Raw genomic sequence first — 23,009 nt, forward strand, 5'->3', positions numbered from 1 at the left:
TGGATCTCTAATACTTTTTGTTTTATGTAGTATTATTGTTACACTTTTTTTAAAATAATTCGTCATTCTTCAATAATTTGGAAATTGGTTAAAATACAAAAAAAGACACTTATTTTACATTACGTAAAACAAGTGTCTTTTGGACGTCCTGGGAGGGATTCGAACCCCCGACCGACGGCTTAGAAGGCCGTTGCTCTATCCTGCTGAGCTACCAGGACATATGGAGCGGGTGATGGGAATCGAACCCACGACCGAAGCTTGGAAGGCTTCTATTTTACCATTAAACTACACCCGCATATTTTTTGTTTCTTTGCGACATCCCCTGTCGACATAACTTAGTATAGTCGCTAGGCAAAATAAAGTCAACACTATTTTTAAACTTTTTTCCAAAATAAAGGAATTTTTTTAAATCACCTAGAATTACCTTATTTTATTAAGGCTATATGGCTTTTAGTACTTACAAATTTTTCGCTTTTAAATAAGGTTAGCAGCTAATAGCTACTAACCTCCATTTTTTATTATATTTCAAACGAAGTAGTGATAAGTTCCGTGCCGTCAGTATTATAAAACGTAACATTTACTTTCTTATCTATTGTTTCAAGAATTGCATATGTCTTTTCTTTCCTCATTCTAGGTAAAAGAATACTACCAGGATTGATAAAAAGTACCCCTTCAATTACCTCGGCTCCTAATACATGTGAATGACCGAAACATGCGATTGTCGCTCCAACTTCTTTACAACGATAATATAGCTTTTGTAATGACTGCTTTATTCCATGTAAATGGCCATGAGTAGCAAAGATTGTATGTTCATTTCCATGATGAATAAATTCTTCAGGGAATTCTCCTCGAAAATCACAATTACCTCGAACTACATTGTAATCTTTTAATTCTTTAGCATTTAACTCTAATTCCGAATCTCCACAGTGGATCATTAAATCTACACTGTCTCGATATCGGTCAGCGATTTCTTGCAACGGTTTCGTCAATCCGTGACTGTCACTTACAATTAATACTTTCATTAATTTGTTCCTCTAAATAAAAATTCTTTACCTTCATTATTTATCACATTCATTAATGATTTAATTGCATTTGCTCGATGGCTTAAGCCACCTTTTTCCTCTGTTGTTAATTCAGCCATTGTTTTATCTAATTCGGGCAAAAAGAATATCGGATCGTAGCCAAAACCGTTTGTTCCTCTTTTTTCATTGGCAATATACCCCTCAACTGTTCCATTTACAGTGATTGTTTCTTTACCAGGAACCGCTAAAGCTAAGGCACAATAAAATCGCGCAGTTCTTTTACCAGGGTAAACTCCATTTAGCTCGCTTACTACTTTTTGTAAGTTATCTTCATCACTCTTATGTAATCCAGCATATCGAGCAGAATAAACACCAGGTCTACCTTCAAGTGCATCAACTATTAAACCAGAGTCATCCGCAATAACAGGTGTTTTTAACTCATTAGCTAAATACTCAGCTTTTAAAATCGCATTCTCTTCAAATGTAGTTCCTGTCTCCTCAACTTCTTGAATTCCAGGAAAGTCTTTTAAAGATTTAACTTGAAATCCCATTGGGTTAAAAAGAGCTTCAAAGTCCTTCACTTTACCCTTGTTATTAGTCGCAATAATGATCGTATCCATCCTTAAAGTCTCTCCTCGAAATTATGATTGGAACTTAATGCCTTCTTGTAATAATACTTCTTTTTGTTTTTCAATTAGAGAATTAACACCTAACTCCCCTAATGATAGTAATTCATTTAATTCTTCTCTAGAAAAAGTCGCTTCTTCACCAGTACCTTGTAATTCAACAAACTGACCTTTCCCAGTCATTATAATATTCATATCGACACTTGCAGCTGAATCTTCTACATAATACAAATCTAGTACTGGTCCAACTTCTTCTAAAATACCAACAGAAGTTGCCGCCAAATAATCTTTTACTGGATAAGATTTTAATTTATCCATTTTAACTAATTTATCAAAGGCAAGCATCATTGCAACAAACGCTCCAGTAATAGAAGCAGTTCTAGTTCCTCCATCTGCTTGTATAACATCACAATCAATCCAAATTGTCTTTTCACCAAGTGCTTCTAAATCAACTACCGCTCTTAAAGCTCTACCGATTAAACGTTGAATTTCCATCGTACGACCAGTAACTTTTCCTTTAGATGACTCGCGAATTGTACGGTCTTGCGTAGCCCTAGGTAACATAGAATATTCCGCTGAAATCCAACCTTTTCCACTATTTCTTAAAAATGGAGGTACACGGTCCTCAACAGTAGCATTACAAATTACTTTTGTATCACCAACGCAAATAAGCACAGAGCCTTCAGCATGCTTCGTATAATGAGTAATAATCTCAATTGGTCTTAGTTCATTATTTAATCTTCCATCTGTTCTTGTCATGTTTGTTCCTCCTACAAAATCTTCCAATTACTAGTATAGACAAAAATACGATTTCATTTCTACTAATTAAATGTAATTAATAAGATAAATGTAAAGAAAACTCGCTTAATGTGAAAAAACCTTGAACAAAATGTTCAAGGCTTTAAATGCAGGTAAATAATTCGTAAAGGAATAAGGAATAAGGAATATGCAATGGGCAGTAAAAAACTGTCTTTTGCTTATTCACCAAATCCTATTAACTGATCTCTTTTGCTTTATAGTTTTTTCGTATTTACGTCTTTAGGTCTAGATACTGGTTGGCTTAATGGTTTGCCTTGTTGGTCTAAAGCAGTTAGCTTGCCATTAATTTGAATCTCAATGGATTTAACTCCTTTTTGCTCTGTTAAAGAAAGAACGAGTGGCTGTAATACGTCATTATTGATCATACTTTTTGCAATATTGCCATAGATTCCTTCGTTAAAGTTAAGCACTAGCTTGCCACCTTTAAAGACAGGTTGACTGACTAATTTCGTATCTGCACCAAAATCTGAAATTAAATTTGAATATTCTGAAGGCCCTTGTATTAGTTCACTTACTATTGCTGAATAAGAATCTGATTCAGCATTTGAAATTCTTGTTGTAACAGGGACATAATAAGTGTCTCCCATTTCACCTTGAGAAACATAGTATAAAGTAACTGGGCGAGAGTTCATAATATCCACGATGTTGCCTTTATCAAAATTAATCCCATCATCTCTTGTCAGCCCATCGCCAATCTGTGCTTTATTTACTGGCATAGAAGCTAGTTCTTTCCCATTTACTCGAATCTTTACTTTTGTAACATTATCAAACTGAGTTAACGTCCAAGTGACCGCTTGGAATACTTTTAATTCATCTTCAGCACGATATTGCTTAAACTCCGGAGAAAAATCAGCAATAATAGTTCCATCTTTTTGCGTAACCCCCAACACTTCCGTATTAGGAGGTAAAACTGCTTGGAAGCCATTCGGTAGTTCATCAGTAACAGGACCATCTTTTACTAAATACTCTAACGCTTGCTTCGCCAAGCTTGTAGATTTTGGTAATTGGAAGGTTTGCGGTACGACATATCCATTACGGTCAATTAAATACAATTCCCTTTTTACCATTTCCTCTTTCTTTGCTTGTACTTGTTTTGAAGGCTCATCACTTTTATAAACTACAGTTTTTGGCGGATCAATATCTGTAGAAGATTTAGTCGGAAGTAAACTACATCCACTCATTGTCGCAATTCCACAAACTGCAGCAGCTGTTACTAACAATCTTTTTTTCATCACCATACTCCCCCCACGCTTTTTTATTATTTATACGAGCATGTACATTTTTTAGAACAAGCTAAAAAGAAAAAAATAAATAATTTAAATCTAGTTCTAAATTTACTGGAAATATTCACCTAATACGCACATCGTTCATATGATAAAAAGACTAAATGAATACCCATCCGAAGAACAGCTCGGTCAAGCAAGGAGGGTTAGCACAGTTGAAGGATAGAGACTATCAAACAAAGCACACACTCACAAAGCGTGAAAAAGAAGTATTCGAGCTTCTTGTTCAAGATAAGACTACAAGAGAAATTGCTGAAGAACTTTTTATAAGTGAAAAAACTGTGAGAAATCATATTTCAAATGCAATGCAGAAGCTTGGGGTTAAGGGGCGATCACAAGCAGTTATTGAGCTTCTTCGTATGGGAGAGCTTGAACTGTAGTTACTTGTAGAATTCTTCTACAAACCAACATACTGCCGGCATTCTAACCGACATGCCGGTTTTGGTATTTACATTGAAATTAATGTTTACATTTCACTATTTTCTTGCTCGTAAAATATCTGATTATCTTAAAATAAAAAGCTTACATTTATATCCCTGCTTATAGTAGTTTAAAAAGCCTATCTTAAAAACAGGATAGATTTACTACTAGAGGGGGATTTATTTTGTCTTTTTTCATCTCTCGTTCATTATACTCCCAAGTTTTGAGTGGTTTTTAGTGATTATGGCTCGGTTTGACGATCAAATCGCAATATATCAATCTGTTTTTGTAATATATCAACGAGAAATTACTATTTATCAACGAGAAACAGCAATATATCAACGGAGTTCACAGGTTTATCAATATAGTTCACATAGTGTTCGTGTTTTTCTATTATTATGTTAAACCACATACTCTTATAAAAATGGACAAACAAAAAGGTTGCCCCATAAGAACACTTACGAGACAACCTCTTTCATGCGATCAATATTTGCCTAAATTTCTATTCCATAAAACCTTCTAGTATTTTCATACAAAATTTTATAAACACTTATTAAATCTAAATTTTTCAACTCTGCAATCTTTTCAATCGATTGATGCATAAATTTAGGATGTGTCCACTCATTTTCAAAAGGTCCTTCAAATGGCCACGGTCCATCTGTTTCAACCATCATCAACTCGATCGGATACTTATTTACTAGATCTTGTATTTCTTTCTCATATAATACATCTGGTGTAATTGAGATAAAATACCCATTTTTTATCATCCGGCTAATTGTAAGATCGTCACCCTTGAACCAGTGAAAATGAGCTTTTTGAATAAAATATTTTTCTAATAAATTACATACGATTTCGGCGTCTTCGTATACTGCATGTAATACAATCGGCTTATTTAACTCGTTTGCAAGTGAGATAAATTTTTCTAGTAATTGAATATAAGGATCATAGTCAATTAGTTCTTCTAAATTCTTATAATAAGGTAATCCAACTTCCCCGATCGCGACCATTTCATGCTGATGTTCTTTCATCCATTCGATCAATTCTTCAACCTCATTATCAGAAGGGAGCTGTTGTTCAGGATGAAATCCGAATGCTGGATAGACATTATTATTTTGTTTTTTAAAATCTAAATTTTTCTTACTAGATTTTAAGTCCATTGAAACTGAAATGATTGCTTCGATTCCGTGACTTTCCGTACTATTTACTATTTCTTCTCTTTGACTAGCATCATAAGAATCTAAATGAATATGAGCATCTATCATTTTCATCGTACTACTCCTTCTCTAAAGCCAAATAGATTTTTCTTTTCCACGCCGTAAATTCGTCACTTAATAATAATTCTTTTTTTCGTGGTCTTGGAAATGGCACAATGATTTCTTCTTTGATTTTGGCGGGCTTGTCAGAAAATATATAAATCCGATCAGACAATAACAGCGCTTCATCAATATTATGGGTAACTAATAAAATAGATCGTCGTTGCTTTTCCCAAATGGATAAAAGCCATTGTTGCATTTCAAGTCTAGTAAACTCATCTAAGGCTGAAAAAGGCTCGTCCATACACATAAATGATTGCGGTGCCAGTAATGATCTTAAAAATGAAACTCTTTGTTTCATCCCACCAGATAGTTCATGAGGGTAAGCATTTTCATAGTTTTCTAACCCTGTCTTTTTAAGCCAATCTCTCGCTAACGTTTCGTCAGGTTTATGCTTTAATTCCTGCGACAAAACAATATTTTTCAATACCGTTCTCCAAGGTAGAAGCGCATGATCCTGTGGCATAAAACTAATGTGACCAAGCTCACCATTTATGATTGATCCATTTAACTTTATTTCTCCAGAATCAGGTTTTAATAAACCACCTATTAGATGGAACAATGTACTTTTCCCACTACCAGATGGACCTAAAATCGATACAAATTCTCCTTCATTTACATAAAGAGAAATATTGTCTAGTACTTGTTGATTACTACCATAACCCTTTGATAGCTGTTCCACTTGTAATGTCATTTCTGTTTCTCTCCTTTAATTTTCCATTTAACAGTAAATCGCTCAATCATTACAATAAGGAAGAAGAACAGCATACTTAAAAACATAATGACAAAAATGGAAACAAATACTCGATCTGTTCTAAATGACGATGAAGCTAGAGTCATATATACTCCAATTCCTGATTTTGCTCCAAGCCATTCTGATATTACTGCTCCCATTACACTATAGGTAGCTGAAATCTTTAAGCCTGAAAAGATTGAAGGTAGAGAAAACGGAAATTCAACTTTCCAAAAAATCTGTGCTTTGGATGCTCCTGCCATTTTCATATAATTTATTAACTCACTTGGTGTTTGTCGAAATCCATCCAATGCTGAAACAGTTATGGGGAAAAAACACACAAGTGAAATGATGATTAATTTTGGTAGTACTCCAAAACCGAACCAAATAATTAAAAGTGGTGCCAATACAATAATTGGTACATTTTGCGAAAGAATTAATAATGGATAAAAAGCTTTTTTTACACCTGGTATTAAATGCAATAGAAACGCTATTAAAAGTCCTAGTAAGCTCCCTATTAACAATCCGATAATCGTTAATTGAATTGTAGAAGTTATATGTGGAAGTAAAGAATCCAAAGAATGAATTCCTTCTTTAAAGATTGCAATTGGTCCTGGCAATAGCCAAGGCTCTATTTTCCAAATTTTAATACTGAGCTGCCAACAGATTAAAAAAAGCAGGATGACAACAAATGGCTGCCATCCTTTCATATTTTTTCGTTTCATTAACGGTACTTCTCCGTTAACACATCCATTGTAATCCCTTGTGGTTGATAAAGGATTTTCATTTGAGTTATAACATTGTGGCAACCTATTTCGATCATTCTTTCATTCATTTTTTGAACAACTTGTAATAATTCATTCAAATCACCTTCCATTGTTGTTTCCAATGGTTGTACTTGATATTTCACACCTGATTCATCAATAATCTTAATCGCTTCATCAACTGCAGGAATGACATCCTCAATATTATTTGTTTTTGGTATTATTTGAACACTCATTAATGTAGTTTTCATTTTTACTCCTCCTTATTTTGGTAAGAATTCATTTGTAAAAGCTTCTTCTGGCTTAAATTTACCTTCTAATAATTTATTTTCAGCTAAAAAATCTGCATAGTTTTTCCAAACCGTTAACTTTTGCTCACCCCAACGATTTGCATCGTCTTTATATTTAGATGCTAACCACTCTTGGCTTTTTTCTACTAATTTTTTATCTAGATCTGGATTATCTTTAAGTAAAATCGCTGCAGCTTCCTTCGGGTTATCAATCGCAAAGTTATATCCTTTGGATGCAGCGGCAACAAACGCTTTTACTACTTTTGGGTTTTTACTAATCATTTTTTCGTTTGTAGCTAATACTGGCGTATAGTAATCTAGTTTTTTACTATAATCTGTTAAATAAATCATATTTAACTTCTCTCCACGAAGCTCAGCTTCAATACCTGTCCATCCTTGATAAATCCAAGCAAAGTCGATATCTCTTTTTACAGCTGTAAAGAAATCAGCATCGCCCATATTAACGATATTTAACTTATTAACATTCGCATGTTCTTCTGACATAAGTGATTTTAAAACGGCTTTTTCAACCGGTGAACCCCATCCACCATATGTTTTACCAACGAAATCTTTTGGAGACTTAATTTCTTTTTTCGCAGGCGATGCAAAACCAGAAGTATTATGTTGAATAACTGCTGCAATTGAAACAAGTGGTACATTTTGAACTCTAGCCTGTGTAATTGACTCTTGATAAGAAACGCCAAAATCCGCTTTACCTGAAGCAACTAATTGATCTGCTCCTGTTTCTCCTGGACTGATAATATCTACATCAAGTCCTTGTTCCTTAAAATATCCTTTTTCTTTCGCAACAAATAGCCCCGTATGATTTGTATTTGGTGTCCAATCTAGTACGACAGTCACCTTTTTTAATTGCTTGCCCTTTCCACTAGTCGCGGTTTTACTTTGACCACACCCAGTTAACATTAAACAAATAGCTACTAAAAAAACTACTAATCTTTTCATTTACTAATACTCCCTTTTGTTTTTGGTTTATACAAAAAGAAAACGCCCGGATAATAACCCGGGCGTTAATGCGCTGTAAAAAACATATCTAAAAGGAGATACTGTTCCCTACGCTGGCATCACCCAGATCAGGTTCTAAGAGTCAACATCTTAAGGATGTTATCTCAGCCAGCAACACTGGCACCTCCACATTTTTCTCATATAAACTTTTCATCATAAATATAACAGATAATGATTGAATTTACGAACTATTTTTAACTTGCGCTTAATTGTTTTAATAGTCTGTTAATACAAGCTATTTAACGATAAGATTTTGTCATACTTTAAATGAGATTATTAAACAAAAATATCATTTCTTATAGTAAAATCTTACTTGAATATCGAATATACTACATCATCAAATTATGATTAAAATGAGGGGATTTTTTGAATAAACCAATCGGAGTCATTGACTCAGGAGTTGGGGGCTTAACAGTTGCCAAACAAATTATAAGACAATTACCTAAGGAAGATATAGTATACCTAGGCGATACTGCTAGATGCCCATATGGATCACGACCATATGAGGAAATCAGGGAATTCACTTGGGAAATGACTAATTTTCTTTTAGAAAAAGACATAAAAATGTTAGTCATCGCCTGCAATACTGCCACTTCAGTAGTATTAAGTGAAATGAGAGAAAAACTTCAAATCCCAGTAATAGGTGTTGTGCACCCTGGTGCCAGAGCTGCTCTAAAATTATCACAAAATGATCAGATTGGTGTAATTGGCACTAACGCTACTATTAATAGCAAAGCCTATCATTCCGCACTAAAACGAATTAATGAAAAAGTAATAATTGAAGGCTTGGCTTGCCCAGAATTTGCCGGAATCGTTGAAAACGGCGATTACAATAAACCAGAAATTTTTGAAATCGTTAGAAATACTCTTTCACCGCTATTAGATTCAAAAATTGATACATTAATACTAGGTTGTACCCATTACCCTTTATTAAGCCCAATCATCCAAAAGTTGATGGGACCTTCTATTCAGCTCATCAGCTCAGGCGATGAAACTGCATTAGAAGTAAGTGCAATACTCGATCAACAAAATATTTTATCTAATTCCGAAAACACTATACATGAATTTTATACAACTGGAGATCCAATCGTTTTTAGTAAAATAGCTTCCTCTTTGTTCCAAGAGCCTTTGGAAAATGTAAAACATATAAAACTATAAGAGTTCTAAATTGAACTCAATAAAAAAGAAAACCAACAAAGTATACATTTGTTGGTTTTTGTATTTTTAAATTGCAAAGGCTCATCAATTTAATAAAATTTATTCTTTTGTATTACTTGAAAAATAATCTTTCAACATCGCATTATTCTTTACAATATCATCTAATGTATATTGATCTAATACTTGTAAAAATTGATCCAATGCGTTATTAAATATATGTTTTAAAGAACAAACAGGCGTAATAACACAAGTACCGCCATGCTCAAAACATTCTACAATATTAAAGTCTTCTTCGGTTTTACGGATTATTTCTCCTATATTTATTTCCGCTGGCAATTTTGCTAAACGAATTCCACCATTTCTGCCACGTATAGTCTCGATATAGCCCATCTTACCTAAATTATAGATTATTTTCATTAAATGGTTTTTAGATATACCATAGGCTTCAGCGATGTCTTTTATATTAACTAATTTTTCACGCGGTTCAGAGGATAGAAATATTAGTACACGAAGAGAGTAATCCGAATAAGTTGTTAAACGCATAACTTGTCCTCACTCATTTATTTTGATTAATCATAGCATAATTGTGAACATTTTTTAAACTTTTATGTAATTTTTCGAAAAAAGTTCAAAAAGATGTATTTAACATATTGCTTTAACCGATATCAAGGACTAAGATAAAGATGTATTTATTATACTACTTTAAAATGTATATAGGGGGATTTACCATGCTTTCTCAAAAAACAATCGATATTATTAAATCAACAGTTCCTGTTTTAGAAGTGTCAGGTACAGAAATCACTTCCGTATTCTATAAAAATTTATTTACAAATCATCCTGAATTATTAAACGTATTCAATCATACGAATCAGCAAAAAGGTAGACAACAAACCGCTCTTGCTAATACTGTTTTAGCTGCAGCTCAAAATATTGATAAACTAGAAACGATTATACCTGTTGTAAAACAAATAGCACAAAAACACCGTAGTCTTTTAGTTAAAGCTGAGCATTATCCAATCGTTGGGCAACACTTACTTGGTGCAATTAAAGAAGTACTTGGTGATGCTGCAACTGAAGAAATACTTGGTGCTTGGGGCGAAGCTTATGGAATTATAGCTCAAGTGTTTATTGATATTGAAAAGGAAATGTATAATGAAGCTGCCACTCAAGAAGGTGGTTGGTCAGAATTTAAAGAGTTTACAGTGATCAATAAAGTAGAAGAAAGTGATGTAATTACATCATTCTACTTAAAACCTAAAGATGGATCTTCAGTTCCTACTTTCCTATCAGGACAATATATTACTGTTCGTTCACAAATTCCAGGTGAAGAGTACTTATCAAATAGACAATATAGTTTATCTGATTCGCCTGGTAAAGAATACTTTAGAATTTCAGTTAAAAGAGAAGCTGAAGAAAATCAACCTTTAGGTAAATTCTCAAATTATCTACACAATCAAGTTAATGTTGGTGATTCATTAGAACTTACTGCTCCAGCTGGAGACTTCACAATAAACACTGAAAATGCTTCAGATGTTGTTTTCCTTAGCGGAGGAGTTGGAATTACGCCATTAATTAGCATGGCTAAATCAATTGCAACTAGTCAACCAAATCGTCAAGTTAGCTTCATTAGCGCTTCAAGAAATGGAAAATTACAAGCATTTGAAAATGAACTAAACGAATTAAAAGAACAATTAGCAAATTACAATTTAACATTTGTTTACGAGAACCCTTCTGAGGAAGACCTTAAAAATAACAACTTTAAAAAGCAAGGTTATATTGATACAGAATGGTTAAAAAACAATATTAAATCAAACAATGCAGATTATTATGTATGTGGTCCAGTACCATTCTTAAAATCTATTATTACAAGCTTAAAAGAATTAGGCATCAAGGATACTCAAATTCATTATGAATTCTTTGGACCATCAATGAGCTTGGACACTGAACCAAAAAGCCAAGTAACTCAAGGCTAATATTTAAAAAGGGATGCTCAAAAGCTTGAGCATCCCTTTTTACCTGCGTTCTAACACGATAGCAACTCTTTTTAAAATCGTAGGAATCGTAAAACTACCAAAGAATGCGATTAAATCACTTGAGTAGTATTTTTTTAGCGATCCATATACTAAGCCACTAATCATCATATCGTACAAAAAGAATCGACCGAAATCACGTTTCGTTATAACCATAAAGACGATTGGTGCATTTCTTGTTGTAAGAATAAGCCCACCTTCTTCTATGAAAATTAATCATTTAACAAAAATGAAAACTACTATTTTATTTACGTGGTAAATACCAATAATATTTTTCAATCTCTTCTTTTAATTTTTTCATTCCCATTTTTTCTAAAACTCTAATTGAGGCATAATTGTAAACAGAACAAATAGCGATTATTTTTGTTACATTCGCTTTTTGTAGTCCCCACTTGCAAAAAGCCTTGCCCATTTCAGTAGCATAACCTTTCCCCTGATAATTAGGCGCAATACTATAGCCGATTTCCATTACCCCATTTTCGTCAGGACCGCCTTTAAATCCCATGTCTCCAATAATTAAATTATCTTTTTTATGGATGATCATTCCTTCATACTCTTCTTCTTTAGGATGCGTTTGAAAACGTGAAATTTTATAAGGAAATAGATTTTTATATACCGGAATTGGCCATCCACTGGCAAATGGATAATTCTGCTTTTCGATTTCTAATTCATTTTCACCATTTAAAACAGAAACCATAGCGTCTGCTGTAAAGGTCATTAATATTAAATTTTTAGTTTCAGTGATTAACATTGAATTACTCCTGTTTACTTGATTTTATTGATTACGGACTACTGCTTTCCTTTAAAAAACACCCTAGAAATTACTAATCCAATTAGACCAAGCAAAATAAATAAACCAGCTCTTACTAATAATGTAATATTTGGTAAATCTATTAAAACAAGTTTCCCTAATGTGAGTAATAATAAACCTAAACCAATATAAGTCCACACTTTAAACTTTTTAAGGTTTCCTAGAATCATAGCTACTATCGAAAGCAAGATCCAACTTATATTAATTGATAATCGAATTGTATTATCAGACTGATTTAGCATAATTATTTGAACAATCTGTGTTACAAATGCAATGAGAATAATTGTAATTACTAATGAACCACTTATTAAAGTAGACTGCTTTTCTTCTCCATTCTTATAAGTCAAAATAACAATCGCAATAAGGGCAATGATTAATACAAACCAATTCATTGTTTCAAATGACCATAAAGATTCGATTGGAACGGTTAAAATAGATATTCCTACTGGTATGAATGTCATACCAGCTATGATTAACTTAAGCAAATCACGATACCTTATATAGAATAAATAAGTGAGTAATGCCTGAATAATTAATACCATCTCTAATAAATCACTTGATATGCTGTCTAAACAAAAGAATGCAAAAGCTAAAACAAAATTCGTTGAAAATGCAAAGAAAAGATTTGATTTCTTCTTATATAAAATACTTAACAATAAATATCCTACACAAAATAAAACCAATATTGTTGTTCTTGTCTGGTCTTCATAAGCGCTAAAAACCCATCCTATTGTTAAAATAAAACTAGTGTGAAGTATTAATATTTGTTTTCTAATTGAAACCTTAGATAGTAACAATAAAACTAGCAAACTAATATGTTGTACGATTATACTAATTGCGAAATAATTAAAACCATTCATACTCAAATTAAATAGAGCCACAATTAAGTAAGATAAATGTAGTAAAATAACCGATGACAAATAGATAAATTTATACTTCTTAACTGTCGCATAAAACATGAAGCATAAATAAATTGCTGTTTCGTAGATTGAAAAAAATAAATAGTTTGGTGAACTACTTTTGACTAAGTAAGGTACGAATACAGCCCCTAATATACTGATCATTCCAATTACTTCTGATTTGTATTTATCCATTGAATAAAAACCAACGCCTACCCAAACAATTAATAATGTTAATGCTATTGTTGAACCAATCATTTGATATAAATGATGCATAGCAAACGTCGTTAAAAACAGTACTGGCAATACACCACCTATTAACGATTGACCAAGTGTTACACGTTTTTTAATCATTTGTCTATTTCCATACCAGTATAAAGCGATTGCAATAATAAATCCCATTCCAACTTTAGCGTACTTATTTAAAACACCATAATCCGATGCTGCCTTAAATCCCCACATTACCCCAAGAATAAAAATAAAGATAAAAAATCTTGGTAACCATTTTTGAAAAATAAGTGCCTCGTAATCAACCTGTTCAATTTCGACTCTTTTTTCAGGCTGCTTATATACCGGTGATTTTTGTGTTTTAGCACTACTTACTTTATGTTGATTTACTTGTTTAGCCATATTTGAAGATTCTTTTGAATGTAAGAGAAATTCAATTTGTTTCTTCATTTCTTTAACTTCTTCTTCAAGTTTTTCTACTTTTGTTTGTAGATCTTGATTCGAGTTATCCACCTGCGCACCACCTCTTATCATAATTATGAATTTAATTTCAACTAAATAACTTAAAAGACATACATCATATAAGTTCAATATTTTTAAAACAAATCCTATTAAAAAAGCCTAATTTTGCAAATTTCGTCATATTTCCCAGAAAATAAGTTGACTTACTCAATCTCATACTTATTATCGGACATGAAAAAAAATCCTCTATTATAAAAATAGAGGATTTAGTGAATTAAAACATAATTCTTTCTAGTTTTTGTTGCTTAACCATTTCTAAGAAGCTTTCAAATGATTGAGTACCAATATCTCCTTCGCCACGTTTGCGAATAGCTACTGCATTGTTTTCAACTTCTTGATCACCAACTACTAACATATATGGTAGTTTTTGAAGTTGTGCTTCACGGATTTTGTATCCAATTTTTTCACCACGTAAGTCAGCTTCTACACGGATACCTGCAGCTTTTAATTGATCAGCAAGTTTTTGTGCATATTCATTGTGTACACTTGAAATTGGTAATACAGCTACTTGAACTGGCGCTAACCATAATGGGAATGCTCCAGCAAAATGTTCAGTTAAGATTCCTAGGAAACGGTCAATTGAACCATAGATTGCACGGTGGATAACAACTGGACGTTCTTTTTGGTTATCTTCATTAACATAAGTTAAATCAAATTTCTCAGGCATTTGGAAATCTAACTGAATTGTAGCACATTGCCAGCTACGCTTTAATGCATCTTGAATATGGAAGTCGATTTTCGGACCATAGAATGCACCGTCGCCTGGGTTTAATTTAAAGTCTAAGTTCTCAGATTTTAGAACATTTTCTAAAGCTTGCTCTGCTGAGTTCCATAACTCTTCTGATCCCATTGAATCTTCTGGACGAGTTGATAATTCTACTTTGTAAGTGAATCCGAATACGCCATAAATTTCTTTAATTAAGTTAATTACTTCAATAATTTCGCCTTCAATTTGGTCTGGACGACAGAAGATATGTGCATCATCTTGAGTGAAAGTACGAACACGCATCATACCATTTAAAGCACCAGAATATTCATGGCGGTGAACTTGACCGTTTTCACACATACGAACTGGTAGATCACGGTAAGAATGTAGTTTATTTTTATAAACTAACATATGACCTGGGCAGTTCATCGGTTTTAACGCAAACTTAGTTTCATCTACTTCAGTAAAGTACATATTTTCATGGTAGTGGTGCCAGTGACCTGATTGCTCCCATAATCTTTGATTCATAATGAACGGTGTACGAACTTCTTTATAATCTTTTGAAGTTTGTAATCCACGCTCATATTGTTCTAATTCATTACGGATAATTGTACCTTTTGGTAAGAAGAATGGCATACCAGGTGCTTCTTCAGAGAACATGAATAATTCAAGCTCTTTACCTAATTTACGGTGATCACGTTTTTTAGCTTCTTCTAATAAATGTAAATGCTCTTCTAATTCTTTCTTGCTTGGGAAAGCAGTACCATAAACTCGTTGTAGCATTTTATTATTAGCATCGCCTCTCCAATACGCACCAGCAACTGATAATAACTTAATTGCTTTTACACGGCCAGTTGTTGGAACATGTGGTCCACGGCAAAGGTCTACGAATTCACCTTGAGTATACATTGAAATAACAGCATCTTCAGGTAAATCACGGATTAACTCTAATTTAAATTCATCATCTAACTCAGTAAAGAATTTAATCGCTTCTTCACGGCTAACTTCTGAACGAGTAATTGGTAAATTTTCTTTAATAATTTTTTCCATTTCTTTTTCAATTTTCGGTAGATCTTCTACTTTAATTGAAACTGGCAGATCAATATCATAATAGAAACCATCTGCAGTTACAGGACCAACGCCAAATGCAGCTTTTTGATCTTTGTATAAACGTTTTACTGCTTGAGCTAAAATATGCGCTGAACTATGACGCATCATTTCTACGCCATCTTGATCATCTTGTGTAATGATTTGAACTTCGCAATCTTCAGTAATAGCTGTATTTAAATCAACTAATTTTCCATTAATTTTTCCACCAAGTGCTTTTTTCTTTAAGCTAATGGAGATTGAACCCGCGAAATCTTCAACTGTTGTATTTTGTTCCACCTCGCGAATTGATCCATCTGGTAATTTAATTGAAATCATTTAAGTTCACTCCTTTTTCATATTAATTTTGACAATAAAAAAAGAGCACACTCGTAGGGACGAATGTGCTCGTGGTTCCACCCTAATTAAATGTACACAAAAATAAGTATACAAAATCTCAACGTTTTAACGGTCTACACCGATAGTAGTTACTTGTAATAAAATTACGTTCCCCACTATAGCTACAAGGTGGTAAGTCATTCAACGTATAGAGAATTCTCGCACCATATGAATTCCTCTCTTACTATCGTCTTGAACGCTCATGTCCTTGATCATTGCTTATCCTTATTCTTATAAAAGTATTATATAGAATGTCTTTAAATACTTCAAGTACTCAAATTAATTTAATTGTTTTATCATCCTATGCCATCTTTAAACAGTATGTGATAAATTCACTTAGTTTAAACACTAACAGGATTTTTTAATTCACTTAAAAATTTTGCTTTCCAGCCATTCTTCCATTTTTCACTTCGTCCTGTATGACGATTTATATTTACTAAAGCATTACGTCCAGTAAAGCAAATTTCACCATTAGAATTAATTCCCATATAGTGGAGATCAATAGATGAGTTTCCAACGTTAGCAATTTTTACATATACATCTATTTTTTCACCAAAAAATACTTGTTGTAAGAAATCACATTGTAAGTCAGCAACAACTGGTATAATCTCACTATGATTTGCCACCCATTCTTGCATAAGTCCTAAGTAATTCAAATATTCTATACGTGCCTCTTCAAAATAAACAAACGGCACTGTATTATTCATATGTCCAAACAAATCCGTCTCACTAAATCGAACTGTTATTGTAATATTAAAAGTAAATTCAGATTGCCATTCTTTTAAATTTGAAACGTAATCCATTTTCCCCATGCTGTCCGCCCCCTAACTTACTATATTATAACACTCTTCGATTTAAAAGAATGAATATTCATTCAATATTTAGGGGGGCAGGGTTAAGATGAATTCTTATCCCCTCTTACAACTGTCTTAAAAATTTTGATGGATATAATTTCCATATTTGTACGAAATTCGTTTAAAATGATTGTTTCGCATCCAAGCATCTACCCTTTTCTCAAAAAGTTCCCCACCATAAATTGGATATCTTTCGGAAACGGCATTTTTTTCGTTATAAATTTTATTTTTAAAATCTTTCGTCCTAATAAAGTAACATTGATCTGAAAAACCGTGACCGATATAAAAATTCACATCTTCATCGATCGATTCCTGTATCGCTTCAATTATATTTCCATTCCAAATAGGATTCGCCACTTTAATTCTCTCATCCGCTTGAAATTTTAAAATAGATGCTTCAATCCAATTAAATGGCCTTTCTAAAATTGAATCACTAGAAAAGTGCAACAAATATTCTGTATTGCAAAGATAAATACTGACTAGTTCCGAGATTGAATAATAATAACCTCCTTTAAAGCTATCCTTATCAATCTCAAAAAAATTTAGGGCCTCTCTTGAAAAATCTTCAACGACTACATAAGATGTTAAAACATCTCTTGCAACAAGTATGTCCGCATACTTACTAACTTCATTTACATTTTCAACATTATTTATATAAAGTATTTTTTCTTTAAATTGAAATTGATTATAATCAATCATCTTTTCTAACCGATCCGTTTTTAGAAGTATTCTCCAATCTTTTTCGTAACACTTCGTTTCAAAAGTTACTTGATTAGGTTGCACTTAATTCACCTCCACAAAAGAGAACAGTCATAAAGAAGGAATAGGAAAAAATCTTAAGATTCTTATACCTGCCTTTTAATTATTGATATGATTTCGAATTGGAGTTTATTAGAAATATTTTTTTAGAGCATAGGCCTTGTTAATTTATAACGTTGATTTTTCAACAAAAAAAAGGCTGTCTGTTTAGGCAGCTTTTAGAGTTTTTTATTTTTGTTACATACCTTACTCGAATTAGTTTAATCGCATCAAGTTGTTTAGTTACTGTTTTTTTTAAAATCCTTTAGTTTATGATTTTCTCCATATAATTCGTATAGATGTTCAAGATGTTTCAATCCCCAATTTCTCATAGATACCAACACTGGTATTAAACCCTGACCGTATTCAGTCATGGAGTATTCAACCTTTGGAGGCACTTGTTGATACACTCTACGATTGATGATGTCATGATATTCTAATTCTCTTAATTGAGAAGTTAACATTTTTTTAGTGATTTCTGGAATAGCCCGTTGAAGTTCACTAAAGCGTAATTTTTCGTTGATCATAAGGTGAAATAGGATAACTGGCTTCCATTTACCTACTATGATATCTAGTGCAACCTCAATGTCTCCCGCACAATTATTATTCATATCCTAATCTCTCCTCTATAGAAATGTGTATGAAAGTCACTGATACCGCATGGTTTCACAAAGGTGACTATGTTTACTTATTGTGCCTTCTTTCAAAAATATAACCTAGGTATTATTATAGCTTTAGTGGTCGGATTGATACAAAAAAGTCTTTTGAAGTTTCAAATATATAAAATTAAAAAGGCAAATGAAAGGGAGAGAATGGAATGAACATGAATAATCAACGTATCGTTATCATCGGAGGCAGTTCGGGCATTGGCTTGGAAACTGCAAAGCTTTTCGTAGAGGGAGGAGCACAAGTCATAATTGGAAGCCGGTCCAACCAGAAACTGTCACAGGCCAAAATGGAGCTGGGCGAAAAGGTGAAAGCATATGCGGTAGATATGACCGATGAAGAGAGTGTCAAAGCATTCTTTGATCAGATCGGCCCGTTTGACCATCTTGTTTTGACAGCGGCACAGGGAGCAGGCGGGATGTTCCTCGATTTGCCCGTACCTGCGGCGCAGTCAGCATTTGAAAGCAAATTCTGGGGGCAATACCGCGCCGCAAAATATGGTGCGGCATCTATCAGGGAGGGAGGCACCTTAACCTTTTTCTCAGGCGCACTGTCTCAAAAGCCGCTGCCCGGCAGGTCTACACAATCGGCTATTAACAGCGCAGTGGAATCCTTGGCGCGGGCGCTTGCGATTGAACTCAGTCCAGTCCGCGTGAACACTATCTCGCCGGGAACCGTCGATACCCCGGCATACGGCCATATGGATGAAAAGGTGCGCCGAGACTATTACGAACAAGTTGCCTCACGTTTGCCTGCAAAGAACATCGGAAGACCTCGCGATATCGCGGAGGCCGTGAAATTTGTTGTCACAAACCAGTTCATGACAGGAAGCACGATTGAAATTAACGGCGGTCATCCGCTTGTGTGATGAAAAGACCATTCTCTGTATACCAGAGAATGTTTTTTTCTAAAGGAGAGTATAACTTTTTCTTGTTGATGTCTAGCTCTCACGACCTGCACCTTCAGCAGAATAACCTTTGGCAGAAAAAAGGAGAGCCATGTCCGCTTTTCTTAAAAGGTAAGAAAGTATACATTTTCACATGAATAACGAAAAAGCCCAACCTTTCTGTAAATTTACGGAGAAGTTGGGCTTTTTAGTATTGGTGTTTCCTTATCGTTGTAAATCTGCATTTTGTGTGATCTTAAGTAACGAACGCATTGCGTTAGTTGAATTTCATGAGTAGAAAAAACGATAATAAAGGGCAACAATATAATTAACTATAATAATAAAGGAATAGATTTTTCCAATAAATACAAAACACCCTTTTTCTTTTCGCAGGACAATTAAGTAGCCAATACACATTATTAGATTAATAATAAACAAAGGGGCCACTACTAATTTTGATGATAGTTCTGGTATGCTCATTCCCATAAATTTGTCAGTCACATATGTTCCCCCTATTTTATATCTAATAATAGTATAATTTAATCATTTCTTATTCAATTAGACTGCCATTTTGTTTAATAAGAAAAAGCGATCTCCTATTGAAGAATCGCAAGCGTTAGTTGCATATCGTATTTTTCTTATTACCATCCAATGAAATAAAAAACTAGTCCTAATGCTACAGTTACTAATATACCTCGTTTGTATATAGCTTTTTTTTGGTGTTTTTCAAATTTAATTCCAGCTTAACCTTCTTGCACTTTTATCATTGATAAAACTATAAACCAACCAAGTACAATACTACCTATTATGTTAAACGTTAAATCAAATATTAACTCCATTATTATCGCTCCTAAGACGGCTGCTAACTAGTTGTATAAGTCAATTATATCAATCTTTAACTTCTCAACGTATCCTTTTTCAGATTTTCCTTGTTTAACTAACCTGACATTTACATCAATAAAAAAATCGACTAATAAGCCGATCACCTTGAACAAGAATGAAGTTATTATTTCTATTCTTTCCTAAGAAGAATCGTAATTAGATATACAAAAACAATCCCAGTAGTAGTCATGCCAACTGTTGATACAATATTTGCTATACTCAAATTTTCAGTTATCGTTACTTCTCCCCACTCTACAATAACTCTTAAACTAACTCCCACTAGGCCACAAATAATAGCAATAATTAAGGTATTGTACCATTTTCTTTGAAAAGCGATATAACATGAAATGCCTGCCATTATACTATAAAAGTAATATAGGAAATTTAAATCCGAAGTAAATTTCAAAGGAAATACAACGAATGATAATATAATTTGCATTAAAGATATTAGGAAAATAAGAGTCAACTTTTTTTTATTTTTGAGAGATAATGCCAAGTTCATTTTATTACCACCTCACTAAATATTCGTTTCCAAATGAATACATCATATGTCTTCTACTAAAAGAATAATTTATATTTTAATTGAAAGTATTCGACTTGAGCTACTGAAATCCTTGTTCAACTATCATGACATTTAGCACCATAAAAAAATTGACTTCTCAGCCGATCATGTTGTGCAACTAAAACTATGCTTTAGTTCAATAAGAATTTTCTTGTAACGAATCTAGTTTTTTTACTTAATATGTAATATTTAATATGGTGGTTTTGATCCTTCTTCAGTGTAATCATAAATGGAATTTGGTTGAACATAAACAGATATTTTCCGATAGTTCTCTTCGTTCCCTTTTTTCCAAATTTCAATAAATGTTACATGATATTCATTTGAGTCTGACTGAACTGCATTTGTTTCAGTTTTTACTTGGTATCCTTTTATTTCGCCTTCCCAAGTACCATTTTGTTTTGGTAAATGCTCTAGTTTTTTGTCATTCAAGAGGTCGTTAACTAACAGTGAGATAGCAGCTTTTTCTGTATATGAATCATTAGTTGCATACAAAGAAACCCAAATGACGCCGAAAGAAAGTATAGGTATAAGAAAAAACACAGCGATTGGTTTCTTTTCTACCATTCTATTATTTAGCCACTTATCGATAAGTCCATAAAGTAAACTAAACGTAAAACCAATGAAACTAAATACCAAACCAAATAATCCCAGGATGAGAATGTACAGCCAATTTTGCTGTTTAAACCATTTATATTGCAATAATTCAACTACGACCGACACAATGTTTCCATAGACCAACGTTATACCGCCACCATAGATCACATAAATCAAAAATGTTTGAATGTAGTCAGTTTGTTGCTCAAAGCGCGAGCTAGCACCAGCTATACTGGAAAACACAATCGAACAAATTAAGGTCGTAAGAATAGTTGTAAGTAGTTTTCTTAATGCGATAGTTTCGATCGATGGTTCCAAGATATTTTTTCCTCATACTCTATTATTTCCTTATGTTACTATATTCCATTATGAAATTTTGTTTTTTTCACAGGAGCGTTGGTATTAATGCTCCCAATAGTTCAATAGCTATTCATCTTCATTTATATATTCATTGAATGTTTTGTACTCTCCACAACCCACTATTAGTTCGCAACTTTCAGGATGAAGCATTATCCCCAAAGATTGAACTACATTTCCTTTACTAATTGGGTCAATATGAAAGTGTTTACCATCTTTATAATCATGTGCTAAACGAATTAACTCTGAACCCAATCCAATTAAAGCATTTTTACTTAGAGAAATCATTACACTGCAATCTTTTGTTATATTAATTCCATTATTATCAATAACGGTTACTTCAGCAATATTATTTCCTTCAGTTTCAAAAACCTCTTCTTCATCAGAATTGTTTACCAAATTAATATTATACACCGTCATTTCAATCACCTCACGCATACATTTTTTTGTATCATTTTACCATGCGGTAGGTACATATCAATGACTTACCTAAGGAGACACAACTCTACTTTCCATAATTCAAGAGTTCTTTCAATTCTTTTGAAAGTTTTTTGTTCAACATGGCATAACTTTGTTTATTATTGTCACCAATCAATACAGCTTTGTTGATATCACTGTGGAACCATATTTCATATTCGTAGAGCCTTTCAGGCATGTTTTTATCTTCTTCATAGAATAATGTTGCTTTAATGTCTGCTATTCGTTTTCTTTTTACTGCAACGTTTTCTTCCCATGTAATTTTACTGAAAATACGCTCTATTTTTTCAAGTTTCTTTTTATCTGTTACTATTTCTGGATCCGAATATGTTCCGTTTGTACTCGTTTGTATGTATTCAATTCTCGTTAAATTCTTATGTTTGTTACTACACCCCAATACAGTGCTTACTAGTAAAATTAATATAAAAGCTACTAAACACCATTTCCCCATAATATCCCTCCTGACTCTCATCTCGATTAAATCATAAATGTCGATTTTGGAATTTGAAAATTGGTTTGATGGTGTGTAGATAATTTCTGCAATACATCCTCACTACGATATTCGAAATACTCATATCAAATTCCTTCCTCTCAATCGGTCAAAATCATGTTTCACGTTGCCTAAACTTCAATTCCTTATGCAACTAAACTGCCAGTTTAGTTGCATAAAAATAGAGTTGCAAATGCAACTCTTGTTGTTCGATTATTATCATACATTCGTTCAATTAGAAGTACTTTTTTTATCTATCTATTATTAAACAACCTTGTTCAGCGTATTTTGCATGCCGCCAATTATACATT

The 23,009-nt window shown here is 33.1% G+C and carries 25 protein-coding genes, 2 tRNA genes and 1 riboswitch; of the genes, 4 read left to right on the forward strand and 23 right to left on the reverse strand.

What is annotated here, in order from left to right; all coding sequences use genetic code 11:
- Positions 1-144 precede the first annotated feature (144 nt).
- The 6 genes from CN601_RS13920 to CN601_RS13945 all read right to left on the reverse strand — a co-directional run bounded on the left by CN601_RS13920 (position 145) and on the right by CN601_RS13945 (position 3,705).
- A tRNA-Arg gene (locus CN601_RS13920) sits at positions 145-218 on the reverse strand.
- A gap of 3 nt (positions 219-221) precedes the next feature.
- A tRNA-Gly gene (locus CN601_RS13925) sits at positions 222-295 on the reverse strand.
- A 223-nt stretch (positions 296-518) separates the two neighbouring features.
- Positions 519-1,022 (reverse strand): YfcE family phosphodiesterase, encoded by a 504-nt coding sequence (locus CN601_RS13930; protein ID WP_098171367.1) that lies wholly within the window; start codon positions 1,020-1,022, stop codon positions 519-521.
- Positions 1,022-1,642, reverse strand: coding sequence for an XTP/dITP diphosphatase (locus tag CN601_RS13935; protein ID WP_098171368.1), 621 nt, complete (start codon positions 1,640-1,642; stop codon positions 1,022-1,024). Before CN601_RS13935 ends, CN601_RS13930 begins: the two co-directional genes overlap by 1 nt.
- A 21-nt stretch (positions 1,643-1,663) precedes the next feature.
- Positions 1,664-2,407 carry a ribonuclease PH gene (rph, locus tag CN601_RS13940; protein ID WP_098120270.1) on the reverse strand — a complete coding sequence of 248 codons (744 nt, stop codon included), beginning with the start codon at positions 2,405-2,407 and terminating at the stop codon, positions 1,664-1,666.
- Positions 2,408-2,661: 254 nt separating this feature from the next.
- The gene (locus CN601_RS13945) at positions 2,662-3,705 is read right to left on the reverse strand and encodes a GerMN domain-containing protein (RefSeq protein WP_098120271.1); all 1,044 of its coding nucleotides are present in this window, start codon (positions 3,703-3,705) and stop codon (positions 2,662-2,664) included.
- Positions 3,706-3,905: 200 nt separating this feature from the next.
- Here CN601_RS13945 and CN601_RS13950 point away from each other — a divergent pair, with 200 nt between their 5' ends.
- A complete protein-coding gene (locus CN601_RS13950) occupies positions 3,906-4,130 on the forward strand; it encodes a helix-turn-helix domain-containing protein (protein WP_056472461.1) in 225 nt (74 codons plus the stop codon).
- A 534-nt stretch (positions 4,131-4,664) separates the two neighbouring features.
- Here the strand turns inward: CN601_RS13950 and CN601_RS13955 are convergent.
- From CN601_RS13955 to CN601_RS13975, 5 genes are read right to left on the reverse strand one after another with little or no spacing between them, the layout of a single operon-like run.
- Positions 4,665-5,438 (reverse strand): TatD family hydrolase, encoded by a 774-nt coding sequence (locus CN601_RS13955; RefSeq protein WP_098120272.1) that lies wholly within the window; start codon positions 5,436-5,438, stop codon positions 4,665-4,667.
- A gap of 4 nt (positions 5,439-5,442) precedes the next feature.
- On the reverse strand, positions 5,443-6,177 hold the full coding sequence (locus tag CN601_RS13960) for an ABC transporter ATP-binding protein (protein ID WP_098120273.1): 735 nt from the start codon (positions 6,175-6,177) through the stop codon (positions 5,443-5,445).
- Positions 6,174-6,941, reverse strand: coding sequence for an ABC transporter permease (locus CN601_RS13965; protein WP_098120274.1), 768 nt, complete (start codon positions 6,939-6,941; stop codon positions 6,174-6,176). Before CN601_RS13965 ends, CN601_RS13960 begins: the two co-directional genes overlap by 4 nt.
- The gene (locus CN601_RS13970; protein WP_098120275.1) at positions 6,941-7,231 is read right to left on the reverse strand and encodes a thiamine-binding protein; all 291 of its coding nucleotides are present in this window, start codon (positions 7,229-7,231) and stop codon (positions 6,941-6,943) included. Before CN601_RS13970 ends, CN601_RS13965 begins: the two co-directional genes overlap by 1 nt.
- Positions 7,232-7,243: 12 nt before the next feature.
- A complete protein-coding gene (locus CN601_RS13975) occupies positions 7,244-8,233 on the reverse strand; it encodes an ABC transporter substrate-binding protein (RefSeq protein ID WP_098120276.1) in 990 nt (329 codons plus the stop codon).
- An 88-nt stretch (positions 8,234-8,321) separates the two neighbouring features.
- Positions 8,322-8,431: riboswitch (TPP riboswitch) on the reverse strand.
- A gap of 228 nt (positions 8,432-8,659) precedes the next feature.
- On the opposite strand from CN601_RS13975, the gene racE reads away from it, so the two are divergent.
- Entirely contained in the window at positions 8,660-9,451 is a 792-nt protein-coding gene (gene racE / locus CN601_RS13980) for a glutamate racemase (protein ID WP_098120277.1), read from the forward strand.
- A gap of 99 nt (positions 9,452-9,550) precedes the next feature.
- Here the strand turns inward: racE and CN601_RS13985 are convergent, their stop codons facing one another.
- Positions 9,551-9,994, reverse strand: coding sequence for an RrF2 family transcriptional regulator (locus tag CN601_RS13985; protein WP_098120278.1), 444 nt, complete (start codon positions 9,992-9,994; stop codon positions 9,551-9,553).
- Positions 9,995-10,179: 185 nt separating this feature from the next.
- Here CN601_RS13985 and hmpA point away from each other — a divergent pair, with 185 nt between their 5' ends.
- Complete coding sequence (hmpA, locus tag CN601_RS13990) at positions 10,180-11,424, forward strand: NO-inducible flavohemoprotein (RefSeq protein ID WP_098171369.1); 1,245 nt, start codon at positions 10,180-10,182, stop codon at positions 11,422-11,424.
- A 301-nt stretch (positions 11,425-11,725) separates the two neighbouring features.
- On the opposite strand, the gene CN601_RS13995 is transcribed toward hmpA, so the two are convergent.
- The 6 genes from CN601_RS13995 to CN601_RS14020 form a co-directional block, all read right to left on the reverse strand.
- Complete coding sequence (locus CN601_RS13995) at positions 11,726-12,232, reverse strand: GNAT family N-acetyltransferase (protein WP_098120280.1); 507 nt, start codon at positions 12,230-12,232, stop codon at positions 11,726-11,728.
- A 38-nt stretch (positions 12,233-12,270) separates the two neighbouring features.
- Complete coding sequence (locus tag CN601_RS14000) at positions 12,271-13,932, reverse strand: DUF2339 domain-containing protein (RefSeq protein ID WP_179865555.1); 1,662 nt, start codon at positions 13,930-13,932, stop codon at positions 12,271-12,273.
- A 223-nt stretch (positions 13,933-14,155) separates the two neighbouring features.
- Complete coding sequence (gene thrS, locus CN601_RS14005) at positions 14,156-16,072, reverse strand: threonine--tRNA ligase (RefSeq protein WP_098120282.1); 1,917 nt, start codon at positions 16,070-16,072, stop codon at positions 14,156-14,158.
- A 401-nt stretch (positions 16,073-16,473) separates the two neighbouring features.
- Positions 16,474-16,944, reverse strand: a complete 471-nt coding sequence (locus CN601_RS14010; RefSeq protein WP_098171371.1) for an acyl-CoA thioesterase — start codon at positions 16,942-16,944, stop codon at positions 16,474-16,476.
- A 117-nt stretch (positions 16,945-17,061) separates the two neighbouring features.
- Positions 17,062-17,769 carry a hypothetical protein gene (locus CN601_RS14015; protein ID WP_098171372.1) on the reverse strand — a complete coding sequence of 236 codons (708 nt, stop codon included), beginning with the start codon at positions 17,767-17,769 and terminating at the stop codon, positions 17,062-17,064.
- Between the two features lie 254 nt (positions 17,770-18,023).
- Positions 18,024-18,395: a winged helix-turn-helix transcriptional regulator gene (locus CN601_RS14020; protein ID WP_098171373.1), complete on the reverse strand. Its 372-nt coding sequence runs from the start codon at positions 18,393-18,395 to the stop codon at positions 18,024-18,026.
- Positions 18,396-18,601: 206 nt separating this feature from the next.
- Between CN601_RS14020 and CN601_RS14025 the strand changes: the two genes are divergently transcribed.
- Positions 18,602-19,318 (forward strand): SDR family oxidoreductase, encoded by a 717-nt coding sequence (locus CN601_RS14025; RefSeq protein ID WP_098171374.1) that lies wholly within the window; start codon positions 18,602-18,604, stop codon positions 19,316-19,318.
- 306 nt (positions 19,319-19,624) lie between these two features.
- Here the strand turns inward: CN601_RS14025 and CN601_RS14030 are convergent, their stop codons facing one another.
- The 5 genes from CN601_RS14030 to CN601_RS14050 form a co-directional block, all read right to left on the reverse strand.
- Positions 19,625-19,837, reverse strand: a complete 213-nt coding sequence (locus CN601_RS14030; protein WP_098120287.1) for a hypothetical protein — start codon at positions 19,835-19,837, stop codon at positions 19,625-19,627.
- Between the two features lie 511 nt (positions 19,838-20,348).
- Positions 20,349-20,720 carry a hypothetical protein gene (locus CN601_RS14035; protein ID WP_098171375.1) on the reverse strand — a complete coding sequence of 124 codons (372 nt, stop codon included), beginning with the start codon at positions 20,718-20,720 and terminating at the stop codon, positions 20,349-20,351.
- Between the two features lie 249 nt (positions 20,721-20,969).
- Positions 20,970-21,692 (reverse strand): hypothetical protein, encoded by a 723-nt coding sequence (locus CN601_RS14040; protein WP_098171376.1) that lies wholly within the window; start codon positions 21,690-21,692, stop codon positions 20,970-20,972.
- 108 nt (positions 21,693-21,800) lie between these two features.
- A complete protein-coding gene (locus tag CN601_RS14045) occupies positions 21,801-22,151 on the reverse strand; it encodes an Imm32 family immunity protein (RefSeq protein ID WP_098171377.1) in 351 nt (116 codons plus the stop codon).
- 85 nt (positions 22,152-22,236) lie between these two features.
- A complete protein-coding gene (locus tag CN601_RS14050) occupies positions 22,237-22,659 on the reverse strand; it encodes a hypothetical protein (protein ID WP_098171378.1) in 423 nt (140 codons plus the stop codon).
- Positions 22,660-23,009: the final 350 nt, after the last annotated feature.

It is taken from the genome of Bacillus sp. AFS017336, from assembly GCF_002555445.1.
In the GTDB taxonomy this organism is placed as follows: domain Bacteria; phylum Bacillota; class Bacilli; order Bacillales; family Bacillaceae_G; genus Gottfriedia.